General features: G+C 70.9%; 11 protein-coding genes and 1 pseudogene. 7 read left to right on the forward strand and 5 right to left on the reverse strand.

Annotation, left to right across the window (positions count from 1 at the left end; all coding sequences use genetic code 11):
- From WML84_RS07890 to WML84_RS07900, 3 genes and pseudogenes are all read right to left on the reverse strand, one after another.
- Positions 1–587, reverse strand: a pseudogene (locus WML84_RS07890) (folate-binding protein); the annotation flags it as partial.
- Positions 587–1,180 carry an FABP family protein gene (locus tag WML84_RS07895; RefSeq protein WP_347345598.1) on the reverse strand — a complete coding sequence of 198 codons (594 nt, stop codon included), beginning with the start codon at positions 1,178–1,180 and terminating at the stop codon, positions 587–589. The pseudogene WML84_RS07890 and the gene WML84_RS07895, both read right to left, overlap by 1 nt.
- Before the next feature lie 169 nt (positions 1,181–1,349).
- Positions 1,350–1,640 (reverse strand): hypothetical protein, encoded by a 291-nt coding sequence (locus WML84_RS07900; RefSeq protein ID WP_347345599.1) that lies wholly within the window; start codon positions 1,638–1,640, stop codon positions 1,350–1,352.
- Between the two features lie 114 nt (positions 1,641–1,754).
- On the opposite strand from WML84_RS07900, the gene WML84_RS07905 reads away from it, so the two are divergent.
- The 7 genes from WML84_RS07905 to pstB all read left to right on the forward strand — a co-directional run bounded on the left by WML84_RS07905 (position 1,755) and on the right by pstB (position 9,807).
- A complete protein-coding gene (locus tag WML84_RS07905) occupies positions 1,755–2,453 on the forward strand; it encodes a response regulator transcription factor (RefSeq protein ID WP_347345600.1) in 699 nt (232 codons plus the stop codon).
- Between the two features lie 123 nt (positions 2,454–2,576).
- The gene (locus tag WML84_RS07910) at positions 2,577–4,766 is read left to right on the forward strand and encodes an RNA degradosome polyphosphate kinase (RefSeq protein WP_347345601.1); all 2,190 of its coding nucleotides are present in this window, start codon (positions 2,577–2,579) and stop codon (positions 4,764–4,766) included.
- Positions 4,763–5,701, forward strand: a complete 939-nt coding sequence (locus WML84_RS07915; RefSeq protein WP_347345602.1) for an NUDIX domain-containing protein — start codon at positions 4,763–4,765, stop codon at positions 5,699–5,701. The genes WML84_RS07910 and WML84_RS07915 overlap by 4 nt, the downstream gene beginning before the upstream one ends.
- 109 nt (positions 5,702–5,810) lie before the next feature.
- Positions 5,811–6,902: a phosphate ABC transporter substrate-binding protein PstS gene (pstS, locus tag WML84_RS07920; RefSeq protein WP_347345603.1), complete on the forward strand. Its 1,092-nt coding sequence runs from the start codon at positions 5,811–5,813 to the stop codon at positions 6,900–6,902.
- 65 nt (positions 6,903–6,967) lie between these two features.
- Positions 6,968–7,906 carry a phosphate ABC transporter permease subunit PstC gene (pstC, locus tag WML84_RS07925; RefSeq protein WP_347345604.1) on the forward strand — a complete coding sequence of 313 codons (939 nt, stop codon included), beginning with the start codon at positions 6,968–6,970 and terminating at the stop codon, positions 7,904–7,906.
- Between the two features lies 1 nt (position 7,907).
- Positions 7,908–9,005 (forward strand): phosphate ABC transporter permease PstA, encoded by a 1,098-nt coding sequence (gene pstA, locus WML84_RS07930; RefSeq protein WP_347345605.1) that lies wholly within the window; start codon positions 7,908–7,910, stop codon positions 9,003–9,005.
- Between the two features lie 22 nt (positions 9,006–9,027).
- Complete coding sequence (gene pstB / locus WML84_RS07935) at positions 9,028–9,807, forward strand: phosphate ABC transporter ATP-binding protein PstB (protein WP_347345606.1); 780 nt, start codon at positions 9,028–9,030, stop codon at positions 9,805–9,807.
- Between the two features lie 298 nt (positions 9,808–10,105).
- Here pstB and WML84_RS07940 read toward each other — a convergent pair whose 3' ends face one another.
- Both WML84_RS07940 and WML84_RS07945 read right to left on the reverse strand, forming a co-directional pair.
- Positions 10,106–10,585, reverse strand: a complete 480-nt coding sequence (locus tag WML84_RS07940) for a DUF559 domain-containing protein (RefSeq protein WP_347345607.1) — start codon at positions 10,583–10,585, stop codon at positions 10,106–10,108.
- A gap of 705 nt (positions 10,586–11,290) precedes the next feature.
- Entirely contained in the window at positions 11,291–12,175 is an 885-nt protein-coding gene (locus tag WML84_RS07945; RefSeq protein WP_347345608.1) for an aminodeoxychorismate lyase, read from the reverse strand.
- Between the last annotated feature and the right edge of the window lie 226 nt (positions 12,176–12,401).

Below are 12,401 nucleotides of genomic sequence, written 5' to 3' on the forward strand. Positions count from 1 at the left end.
CCCGCGGCATCCGCCAGCCGCTCGTGCTCGGCGAGCGGGACGACCGCCTCGGACCAGTCGCGCTCGGCGCCCGGATGCGGGTCGGTCGCCGCGTACGCCCAGCCCCCCGTCGCGACGCCCGGCCACGGGTCGTGCCACACCGCCGCGGCGGCCAGGTCGGCCACGGCCGCGGCCGTGCCGCCCACGACGCGATAGGCGTCCGACGCGTCGCGCGGGTCGACGCGCAGCCGGAACCTCATGCGCACGAGCCAGGCCAGCAGCGCCTCGGCGTGCGAGCGGTCGACGATCAGCCACGTGCGCTCGCCGTCGTCGACGACGGATGCCGCGTGCTCGACGTGCCCGTGCGGGTCGAGCACGAGCAGCTCGGTGCTCGCGCCCGGCTCGAGGCGCGCGAGGGCCTGCGACGTGAGCGAGTCGAGCCATGACAGGCGGTCCTCGCCCGCGACGGTGAGCACCGCACGGTCGCCGAGCGGGGCGACCGCGGCGCCCTGGGCGAGCAGGCGCTGCTCGCGCAGCGGCTCGCCGACGTGCACCAGGCCGTCGTCGTCGACGACGGCGCCGGGCACGCGCGCGAACGCGTCGTCCATCACGGCATCCTGGCCAGTCGTGCCGACGCGTGCGAGGCGAGCTCGCCGCCGAGCGCGGCGATGTCCCACGCCCACAGCAGGTGCCCGTCGACGAGTCCGTACATGCGGGTGGCCGCCGTGTAGACCTTCGCCCCGGCCGGGCGGACCACGGCATCCGTCGCGATGTCGATGCGCGGCCCGCGCACCTGGCCCAGGTACAGCTCGCCCACGCCGTCGGAGTGGACGAGCGCCACCTCGATCTCGAAGCCGCCGGTCGGGGCGCGGAGGGCCTCGACGTCGTCGGCGGTGCGCGCGGCCGCGACGGCGGATGCCGGCAGCAGCGCGGGACCGGCGTCGGCGTCGGTCGCGGCGCGCACGAGCCGCCAGTAGCCGGTCTCGGCGACCAGGGGCGCACCGCCCTCGGTCATCCAGGCGGTCGCCGCGTAGTTGAGGTAGTCCCCGCCGTCATGGCTGAAGCTCACACGGTGGGTGAACTCGCCCTCGAACGAGCGGTCGCCGGCGTGGTAGTCGATGACCCCGGTGCCCTCCCACACGCCCAGCAGCCACGACAGCGGGACGAGGTCGGCGGCGAGGTCGCTCGGCAGCTCGATCACGGCGTCAGCGCTGGCCGCGGTACAGGTTCTTGATCACGACGCCGGAGACGAACACGATCGCGAGCGACGCGAGTCCGAGCAACCCGACGAAGAACAGTTCGAGCGCGACGAGGTCCATACGCCTACTCTACGCCGGGCCGCCCGCGACACGGGCGCACGGCGGCGCGGGTCAGCCGGCGAACAGCGTCGAGAGGCCGAAGCCGACCCCGATGAAGCCCATCACGAGCATCGCGCCGATGATGCTCGCCGCGACGCGCTCGATGAAGCCCTCGACGATCCCCTGCGCCAGCTGCACCGCGAAGGACGCGAACAGGCATGCGCCGAGGCCCACCGCCATCCACGCGGCGCGCCACTCCGGCGGGGCGACGACGCCGATGCCGACGGTCAGGACGGCCGCGAAGATCCACACGGCGACGATGCCGCCGAACGTGCGGCGCGGAGCGAGCTCGGGCACGGACATGGGTCCATTGTGACCCACAGAGCCCCCTGTGCGCCCGCCCGGATCGCATCGCGGCTCCGCGGCCCTACAATGAGTGCACGGTGCGTGCCGGCCGCACCGGGAGGGATCCGACCCTTGGCCCAGCTGCTCCTGTTGAGCTCCGACCCCGTCGCGGGGGCCGCTCTGCCCGCCCTCGAGCTGCTCAGCCACCGCGTCCGCCAGATCCGGGCGGAGCCCGCGCAGCTCGTCAACGCGCCGAGCGCCGACGTCATCCTCGTCGACGCGCGCATCGACCTCGTGGGCGCGAAGTCGCTGTGCCGCATCCTCACGACCACCGGTCTCGACGCCCCGCTGGTGGCCGTCGTCACCGAGGGCGGACTCACCGCGGTGTCGACCGAGTGGGGCATCGACGACGTCATCCTGGCCTCGGCGGGTCCGGCCGAGGCCGACGCGCGCATCCGGCTCGTGATCGGCCGGCAGGGCGCCGACCAGCCCGCGTCGCGCGTGCAGACCTCGGGCATCACGATCGACGAGGCCTCGTACTCGGCGAAGGTGCGCGGCAAGCCGCTCGACCTCACCTACAAGGAGTTCCAGCTCCTGCACTTCCTCGCCACGCATCCGTCGCGCGTGTTCACGCGCGAGCAGCTGCTGAGCGAGGTGTGGGGCTACGACTACTTCGGCGGCACCCGCACGGTCGACGTGCACGTGCGGCGTCTGCGCGCCAAGCTCGGCGACCTCGAGCAGCTGATCGGCACGGTCCGCAACGTCGGCTACCGGTTCAACGTCGACGAGGACGACACCATGCCGCCCGCCCGCACGCGGTCACAGGCCTGACGCACGCCCTCCGAGCGGTCGGCGGGTGCCGGAACGCACGCGTGCGCGGGTCGCGGGCGCCGAGTTCGTCTTCTTGTCGCCGGGGGTTCACGAACCCGGCGGTGCGCCTGCAATGATGAGGGGATGATCGAAACCGAAGTGCTCGACTCGGGACTGGATGCCGCCGACTCGGGGCTGGGCGACGCCGACGACGACGACTTCGACGAGGCCGTCGAGGTCCAGGACGAGTCGCTCCCCGACCACCGCTACATCGACCGCGAGCTCAGCTGGATCGCGTTCAACCAGCGCGTGCTCGAGCTCGCCGAGGACCCCGCGACGCCGCTGCTGGAGCGCGCGAACTTCCTGGCGATCTTCGCGAGCAACCTCGACGAGTTCTTCATGGTGCGCGTGGCCGGCCTCAAGCGCCGCATCGTGACCGGCCTGGCGGTGCCGACGAACATCGGCCGCGCGCCGCACGACGTGCTCACCGACATCTCCGCATCGGCGCACGCCTTGCAGGTGCGTCACGCCGAGGCCTGGCAGAACCTCGTGCGCCCCGCCCTCGCCGACGCGGGCATCGAGGTCGTCACGTGGGAGAGCCTCTCCGACCAGGAGCGCGCCGACCTGTACGACTATTTCCAGGCCCAGGTGTTCCCGGTGCTCATGCCGCTGGCCGTCGACCCCGCGCATCCGTTCCCGTACATCTCCGGGCTGTCGCTGAACCTCGCGATCCGCATCCGCAACGCCAAGACCGGCCGCCAGGAGTTCGCCCGCCTGAAGGTGCCGTCGATGCTGCCGCGGTTCGTCCCGCTCCCCGGCAGCCGCGAGAGCGTGCGCTACCTGCCGCTCGAGGAGCTGATCTCCAACAACCTCGACGACCTGTTCCCGGGCATGGAGATCCTCGAGCACCACACGTTCCGCCTCACCCGCAACGAGGACGTCGTCATCGAGGAGGACGAGACCGAGAACCTCATCCAGGCGCTCGAGACCGAGCTGCTGCGCCGTCGGTTCGGCCCGCCCATCCGGCTCGAGGTGACCGAGAAGATGGACGACGTGATGCTCGACCTGCTCATCAGCGAGCTCGACATCACCGAGCAGGAGGTGTACCGCCTCCCCGAGCCGCTCGACCTGCGCGGCCTGTTCGCCCTCACGCGCATCGACCGCCCCGAGCTGCACTACCCGCCGCACATCCCCACCACGGCGACGGCCTTCCAGTCCGCCGACCAGGGCGGCCGCGCCGACATCTTCGCCGCGATCCGCAAGGCCGACGTGCTGGTGCACCACCCGTACGAGTCGTTCACGACGAGCGTCGTGGCCTTCCTCGAACAGGCCGCGCGCGACCCGCACGTGCTCGCGATCAAGCAGACCCTGTACCGCACCTCGGGCGACAGCCCGATCGTCGAGGCGCTCATCAACGCCGCCGAGCGGGGCAAGCAGGTGCTCGCCCTCGTCGAGGTCAAGGCGCGCTTCGACGAGGCCGCGAACATCGTGTGGGCGCGCAAGCTCGAGAAGGCCGGCGTGCACGTCGTGTACGGCCTCGTGGGGCTCAAGACCCACTGCAAGCTCCTCCACGTCATCCGCGAGGAGGACGGGATGCTGCGCAGCTACAGCCACATCGGCACCGGCAACTACAACCCGAAGACCAGCCGCCTGTACGAGGACTTCGGGCTGTTCACCACCGACCCGCAGGTGGGCAGGGACCTCACGCGCCTGTTCAACGAGCTGTCCGGCTACGCGATCGAGAAGAAGTTCAAGCGGCTCCTGGTGGCCCCGCTGCACCTGCGCAAGGGGCTGCTGCGGCACATCGACAAGGAGCGCCGCAACGCGCTCGCGGGCAAGCCCGCGCGCGTCGGCATCAAGGTCAACTCGATCGTCGACGAGGAGATCATCGACGCGCTCTACCGGGCCAGCCAGGCGGGCGTGCGCGTCGACGTCTGGGTGCGCGGCATCTGCTCGCTCAAGGCGGGCATCCCCGGGGTCAGCGACAACATCACGGTGCGCTCGATCCTCGGCCGCTACCTGGAGCACTCGCGCATCTTCGCGTTCCACAACGACGGCGACCCGCAGGTGTACATCGGCAGCGCCGACATGATGCACCGCAACCTCGACCGCCGCGTCGAGGCGCTCGTGCGGGTCACCGCGCCGGCGCACCTCAAGGAGATCCTCGACTGGTTCGACACCGCGATGAGCGACCAGACCAGCTCGTGGCATCTCGGCGCCGACGAGCAGTGGGTCCGCCACAGCGTGGACGCCGACGGAAAGCCGCTCACCGACCTGCAGGAGCTCACGATGTCCCAGATCCAGCGCCGTCGGCGCGCCCGCGCGGTGCGATGACCGACACCGCCGTGTACGCGGCCGGCGGCGTCGTCTGGCGCCTGGTCGAAGGAAGGCTCATGGTCCTGGTGATCCACCGGACCGCGTACGCCGACGTCACCCTGCCCAAGGGCAAGGTCGACCCGGGCGAGACGCTCGCCGAGACGGCCGCGAGAGAGATCTTCGAGGAGACCGGCATCCGGGTCACCCTCGGGATCTCGGTGGGCCTGTCGCGCTACCGCATGCCGAACAAGCGCCAGAAGATCGTGCACTACTGGTCGGCCGAGGCGACGGATGCCGCGATCCGCGCGTCGGCGTTCGTGCCGAACCGCGAGATCGCCGCGATCGAGTGGGTCACGCCGAAGAAGGCGCTGAGCTACCTGAGCTACCCGGTCGACGTCGAGATCCTGGAGAACTTCCTGCGGTTCGTCGACGACGGCATCCTGTCGACCTTCCCGATCGTCGTCCTGCGCCACACCAAGGCCAAGCCGCGCGAGAAGTGGAAGGGCGCCGACACGAAGCGGCCGCTCACCTCGCGAGGGACGCAGCAGGCGGATGCGATCGTCGGGCCGCTCCGCGCGTTCGGCGTGCAGAAGATCGTCTCCAGCGACGCGGTGCGCTGCGTCACGACGGTCGCTCCGCTCGCCGCCGCCCTCGGGACCAAGATCGAGCGCACCCGGTCGATCAGCCAGGACGCCTGGGAGGACGGCACCGCGGACGTGCGCGCGGTCGTCGGGCGGCGCGTCCGGGCCCGCAAGCCCGCCGTGCTGTGCAGCCACGGGCCCGTGCTCCCCGACATCCTGCACGAGCTGGCGCTGGCCACCGGGACCCTCCGCGGCTCGTACCTGGGCAGCGCGTCGGCGCTCGACCCCGGCTCGTTCTCGGTCGTCCACCTGTCGACGAGCAACCCGGGCTCGGGGATCGTGTCGATCGAGACGCACGACCCCAAGTTCTGAGTCGTTCACCTGTCGTTCACCCCGGCAGCGCACTCTCTTAAGAGTCGGTGTCTACCTTCTGTCACGTGCCCGGCAGCCGGGCACGACCCGACATCCGAAGGAACGATACGTGAAACTCAACCGTCTGGCCGCGCTCGGCGCGATCGCCGCCGTCGCTTCGCTCTCCCTCACGGCCTGCGCCGCGAACGAGGGCGCGCCCGCCGCGAGCGAGTCCGCCTCGGCGCTGCAGGGAACGCTCAACGGCTCCGGCGCCACCTCGCAGCAGGTCGCCATCCAGGCCTGGACCGCTCAGTTCCAGAGCCAGAACGAGGCCGTCACCGTCAACTACGACCCGCAGGGATCCGGCACCGGCCGCGAGTCCTTCCAGTCCGGCGCCGTGCAGTTCGCCGGCTCCGACCGTGCGTTCAAGACCGACGAGATCTCCACCGGCACGTTCGGCGCCTGCGCCGCCGACTCCGACATCGTCGAGATCCCCGCCTACATCTCGCCCATCGCCGTGATCTTCACGCTCGACGGCGTCGACGAGCTCGACCTCGACGCGAAGACCCTCGCCGGCATCTTCGCCGGCACGATCACGAGCTGGGACGACCCGGCGATCGCCGCGACGAACCCCGACGCGCAGCTGCCCGCGACCAAGATCACGCCGGTGCACCGCTCCGACAAGTCCGGCACGACCGCCAACTTCACCGACTACCTCGCGGCGAACGCCCCTGACGTGTGGACCGCCGGATCGGTCGAGGAATGGCCGACCGCGACCGGCGAGGCCGCCCAGGGGACCTCCGGCGTCGTCAACGCCGTCAAGGGCGGCCAGGGCACGATCGGCTACGCCGACTCGTCGCAGGCCACCGGCATCGCCTCGGTCAACGTCCAGGTGGGCGACGCGTTCGTCGGCCACTCGGCCGAGGGCGCCGCGATCGCCGTGGACGCCTCGCCCGCCGAGGAGGGTCGCGCCGACACCGACCTGGCGATCAAGATCGACCGCACCACCACCGCCGAGGGCGCCTACCCGGTCGTGCTCGTGAGCTACCTGATCGGCTGCGCCCAGTACGAGGACGCGAACACCGCGGCGCTCGTGAAGGGCTTCTTCTCCGCGGCGATCAGCACCGACGGACAGAACGCATCGGCGGACAACGCGGGCTCGGCCCCGATCTCGGACGCCCTGCGCACCAAGGCCGCCGCGGCGGTCGACGCCATCAAGTGAGATCGACGATCCGGTCCGGGGCCTGAGGGGCCCCGGGCCGGATCGCACGAACGGAAGACGCGCCCATGACCGCCACCAGCGCCCCCGCCAAGGCGAAGCAACGCCCCGGCGACCTCTGGTTCTCGGGTTCCGCGCTGTTCGCGGGCTCCATGATCCTCGCCACCCTCGCCGCGGTGGCCCTGTTCCTCATCATCCAGTCGGTGCCGGCGCTGACCGCGACGAGCGCCGAGGCGAGCCTGCTCACCACGAACTTCTGGGACTACGTCTGGCCGCTCCTGTTCGGCACGGTGTGGGCCGCCCTCCTGGCGCTCATCATGGCCGTGCCGCTCTCGCTCGGGGTCGCGCTGTTCATCACGCACTACGCCCCGCGCCGGCTCGCCCAGGCACTCGGCTACATCGTCGACCTCCTCGCGGCGGTCCCCTCGGTCGTGTTCGGCCTGTGGGGCATCCTGGTGCTCGCACCCGCCGCGCAGCCCGCGTACGCGTGGCTCAACGAGTACGCGGGCTGGTTCCCGCTGTTCGGCGGCGACGTGTCGGCGACCGGCCGCACGATCTTCACGGCATCCATCGTGCTCGCCGTCATGGTCGTGCCGATCATCACCGCGATCTGCCGCGAGATCTTCCTGCAGACCCCGCGCCTCCACGAGGAGGCCGCGCTCGCTCTCGGCGCCACCCGCTGGGAGATGATCCGCATGGCCGTGCTGCCGTTCGGCCGCTCCGGCATCGTCTCGGCCGCCATGCTCGGCCTCGGCCGCGCGCTCGGCGAGACCATGGCCGTCGCGATGGTGCTTTCCGCCACCGGCACGGTGAGCCTGCAGCTGTTCACCTCCACCAACCCGTCCACCATCGCCGCGAACATCGCCCTCACCTTCCCCGAGGCGTACGGCGTGAACATCAACGTCCTCATCGCGACCGGCCTGATCCTCTTCGTCGTGACGTTCGCGGTCAACGCGATCGCACGCTGGATCGTCAGCCGTCGCAAGGAATTCTCGGGAGCGAACTGACATGGCACTCACCGCACCCGCACCCGCCCCCAGCCGCATGCCGGCGGGACCGTCGCTGCGCTCCGGGCGCCTGCCCGACTGGGCGCCGTGGGCCCTCCTCGGCGGGGTCCTGGCCGCGATGCTCCTCGTCTTCGGGCTGCTCGCCGCCGCCGGAGGCAAGGGCCTCGACGTCGCCGGCTGGCTCGTCGTCTCGGCGATCGGCTACCTCGCGCTCATCACGGTCGTCTCCTCGGTCGTCGAGGGGACGCGCAAGGCGACCGACCGGTTCGTCACGGGCCTGGTCACGGTCGCATTCCTCATCGCGATGGTGCCGCTCGTCTCGGTGTCGTGGACCGTCGTCTCGGCCGGCGTCTCGCGCTTCGACGCGATCTTCTTCTCGTCCTCGATGCGCAACGTCGTCGGCGAGGGCGGCGGCGCCGTGCACGCGATCTGGGGCACCGTCCTCATCACGCTCGCCGCCGCGGTCATCTCGATCCCGATCGGCCTCATGACCGCGATCTACCTCGTCGAGTACGGGGCCGGCAAGCGCATCGCGCGGGGCATCACGTTCCTCGTCGACGTGATGACCGGCATCCCGTCGATCGTCGCGGGCCTGTTCGCCTACGCCCTGTTCGCGCTGTTCTTCGGAGCCGGCGTGCGCCTGGGCATCATGGGATCGATCGCCCTGTCGGTGCTCATGATCCCGGTCGTCGTGCGCTCGAGCGAGGAGATGCTGCGGCTCGTCCCGAACGAGCTGCGCGAGGCCGCGTACGCGCTCGGCGTGCCGAAGTGGCTCACGATCCTCAAGGTCGTGCTGCCGACGGCGATCGCCGGCATCACCACCGGCGTCATGCTCTCGATCGCCCGCGTGATCGGCGAGACCGCGCCCCTGCTCGTCACCGCGGGCTTCACCGACTCGCTCAACCTCAACCTCTTCGACGGCCGGATGCAGACGCTCCCCGTCTTCACGTACGCCCAGTACGCGAACCAGGGCATCCCGCCCGAGGCCTACACCGACCGCGCCTGGGCCGCGGCGCTCACCCTCATCCTCATCGTCATGGTGCTGAACCTCCTCGCCCGCCTCGTGGCGAAGCTGTTCGCACCCAAGACCGGCCGCTGAGCCCTACGCCCGAAGGAAACCCGTGTCCAAGCGAATCGACGTCAACGACCTCAACGTCTACTACGGCGACTTCCTCGCCGTCGAAGGGGTGTCGCTCCAGATCGAGCCCCGCACCGTCACCGCGTTCATCGGCCCGTCCGGCTGCGGCAAGTCGACGTTCCTGCGCACCCTCAACCGCATGCACGAGGTCATCCCGGGTGCCCGCGTGGAGGGCGAGGTGCTGCTCGACGGCGACGACCTGTACGGCACCGGCGTCGACCCCGTGGCCGTGCGCCGCCAGGTGGGCATGGTGTTCCAGCGCCCGAACCCGTTCCCGACCATGTCGATCAAGGAGAACGTGCTCGCGGGCGTGCGGTTGAACAACAAGCGCATCTCCAAGGCCGATGCCGACGCGCTCGTCGAGCGGTCGCTGCAGGGTGCGAACCTCTGGAACGAGGTCAAGGACCGGCTCGAGAAGCCCGGCTCCGGCCTCTCCGGAGGCCAGCAGCAGCGTCTGTGCATCGCGCGGGCGATCGCCGTGTCGCCGCAGGTGCTGCTGATGGACGAGCCGTGCTCGGCGCTCGACCCGATCTCGACCTACGCGATCGAGGAGCTCATCGGCGAGCTGAAGAACGACTACACGGTCGTCATCGTGACCCACAACATGCAGCAGGCGTCGCGCGTGAGCGACCGGACGGCGTTCTTCAACATCGCCGGCACCGGCAAGCCCGGCAAGCTCATCGAGTACGACGACACGACGACGATCTTCACGACCCCGTCCGTGCAGGCCACCGAGGACTACGTCTCCGGCCGCTTCGGATAGGGCTCGGCGGGCAGGCGGGCCGCGCACAACGGCGGAGATCCTCGCGACGCGCCGTGGTTACGGCGTCCCACCCCGCGCGCCGGCGTGATGGTCCGCCGTTGTGTCGATGGTCCACCGCTGTGTCGCGCAGCTGCCGTTCTGCAGGCCTGCTGCCATGGCGTGAGGTGCCGCGCGGCCCTCACCGTCACGACGGCGGAGATCCTCACGACACGCCCGGTTACGGATGCCGGAAGTCGGTGTGTCGCGCGGATCTCCGCCGTCGTGTCAGCCTGCGCAGAGGTTTGCGACAGCTCCGGTGTCAGCGCAAATGGTGGCCGGCGGCGACGGCGCCGAGGATGGCGGCCTCGACGAGCTCCCACTCGTGGACGATGAGGGCGTAGTCGAAGCGCAGCGTGGCATATCCCCACACCGCCGCGTTGGCGTCGCGGACGAGATCCTTGTGGCGATGCTCGTCGTCCTCGTGGTTGTCCTTGCCGTCCGCCTCGATGATGAGCCGCTCTCCGATGAGCACATCCACCACCCCGACGCCCAGGATCCTGACCTGAGTGCGCACACGCAGCCGACGCCCGCGGAGCCGCCACCGCAGGAGCGACTCGAGACCGCTGTCGGCGTCCGATCGGGCCAGTTCCATGGCCTCCCGCCCTTCGCCGTTGACGTGCGCACGGAGCCAGGCCCAGCCCGCTCGTGTCAGCAGCCTCGCCTTCAGCGCCGACTCGAGCGTCACGAAGAACGCCTCGACGCCCTTGCAGGACAGGATCTGCCGAAGGATCCGTGCCACGGGAGCCGACCCGAACGAACCGGATGCCGGTCCGTCATCCCAATGCGCGACGCAGCCGCACTCCTCGGGATGACGTCGGTGGCCGCCGCGCCCCATCCAGACGTGCAGGTCGTCACTGTCGTCGAGCACCCAGAGCCCGAGATGACGGGCCGCGGAGACACAGGCGGGCATCCCGCCGTGGGCGACCGCTTCGACGGCGACTGCACAAGCGGCATCCGACGCATAGATCCCACGCCGGACGCGCACGAGGCTTCCGCTGTGGAGGCGTGCCGCGATCTCGCTGCGGGAGAGGTTCTCCCGGAGCGTCCGGTACGACGCGATCGCGACCTCGGACGTGCACATGCCCCTCAGTGTCGGCGTCGGCCGACCTGCGTGCGGCGCCGATCCCGGGTTCCGTGGACAACCTGCGCGGATCCGTCGTTGTGGAGGAATCCGCCGTTCGGGCACACCGTCATCGACGAGGCACAACGGCGGAGATCCCGCACGACATGCGGGCCGCGGCACCCCACACGACGGCGTGTCGGTAGTCGCATCCGCCGTTGTGTCGGCGACTGTCATGCCGCTTCACCCGCCACCGGTGCACAACGGCGGAGATCCGGCGGGACACGCCGATGACGGATGCCGCGACCCGGCGCGTCGCCGAGGATCTCCTCCGTTGTGTCGGCGCTCGCGCGGGAGCCCGGCGGCACCGCCGTCGCGGCAGGATCAGTCGCGCGGGCTCCGCAGGTAGGCGTTGACGGATGCCGTCAGCTCCGCGTCCAGCGGGATCGGGGCGCCGTCGATCGCCGTGACGGGGGCGGCCAGACGGACGCTGGAGACGAGCCACGCGGCATCCGCCGTCGCGAGATCGGCCGCGGGGATCGTCTCGTACGCGGTCGAGAACCCTTGGGCGTCGAGGTGCGCGAAGACGCTCACCTGGGTGGTCCCGTGCAGGATGCCGCCGTTCGGCGCCGGCGTGACGAACGTGTCGCCGCGCCGGAGGATGAGCGACGCGGTCGGCGCCTCGAGCACGAACCCGTCGCTCGTGACGAAGATCGCGTCGTCGGCGCCGCGGCGCTTCGCCTCGCGGATCGCGGCCATGTTCACGGCGTACGACAGCGTCTTCGCGCCGAGCAGCAGCCACGGCGCCTGGGCCGGCGTCCGGATGCCGTAGCCGCGATCGAGCGTGACGACGCGGATGCCGCGGGTCCGGGCATCCGCGAAGTCGGCCGCGGTCGCCGCGGTGACCCACGCGGTGGGCGTCGGACCGTGCTCGACGCCGCGGCTCAGGATGAGCTTGATGACCGACTCGCCCGGGCCGCACTCGGCCGCGGCGAGCGCGATCGCCTGCCGCCATTGCGCGAGGACGGGCTCGGGCAGGTCGCACAGCCGTGCCGAGTGGGCGAGGCGCTCGAGGTGCGCCTCGACCTCCTGCGCGTGCCCGTCGACGACCCCGATCGACTCGAAGATGCCGTCGCCGCGCTGGGTGCTCAGCTCCCCCACCGTGAGCGCGGGCGCCGACGGGTCGACCGGGGTGAACGTCGCGGAGAAGTCGATGCGCATGTCGTCCGGCGCGGCGGGATCGATCATGAGCGCGTAGCGCCAGGTCATGGTCCGAGCGTACGCGTCGCCCGCGTCGGGCGAGGCGCGACAGACCGGCACGAGGCGAGGCGCGACAGTCGGCGGGATGCCGCCGTGCGCCGACCCGGGAATGCGAGGCCGCGTCGGTCCGTTACACTTGATCGGCCGGGCCGCAGTAACCCCGGGCTCCATCTTCTGCCGCTACGAGCGGCCTCGCGCCGAGAGGCGTTCTGCGGCCCGGCATCTCCATGCCGGG

Origin of the sequence: Microbacterium sp., assembly GCF_039812165.1 — a bacterium.
Lineage (GTDB): Bacteria > Actinomycetota > Actinomycetes > Actinomycetales > Microbacteriaceae > Microbacterium.

Bases quoted from the DNA above. Each gene is read 5' to 3' on its own strand.
- WML84_RS07900 (WP_347345599.1), bottom strand. From the start codon at position 1,640: ATGTCCGTGCCCGAGCTCGCTCCGCGCCGCACGTTCGGCGGCATCGTC.
- WML84_RS07910 (WP_347345601.1), top strand. From the start codon at position 2,577: ATGATCGAAACCGAAGTGCTCGACTCGGGACTGGATGCCGCCGACTCG.
- WML84_RS07915 (WP_347345602.1), top strand. From the start codon at position 4,763: ATGACCGACACCGCCGTGTACGCGGCCGGCGGCGTCGTCTGGCGCCTG.
- pstC (WP_347345604.1), top strand. From the start codon at position 6,968: ATGACCGCCACCAGCGCCCCCGCCAAGGCGAAGCAACGCCCCGGCGAC.
- pstA (WP_347345605.1), top strand. From the start codon at position 7,908: ATGGCACTCACCGCACCCGCACCCGCCCCCAGCCGCATGCCGGCGGGA.
- WML84_RS07945 (WP_347345608.1), bottom strand. From the start codon at position 12,175: ATGACCTGGCGCTACGCGCTCATGATCGATCCCGCCGCGCCGGACGAC.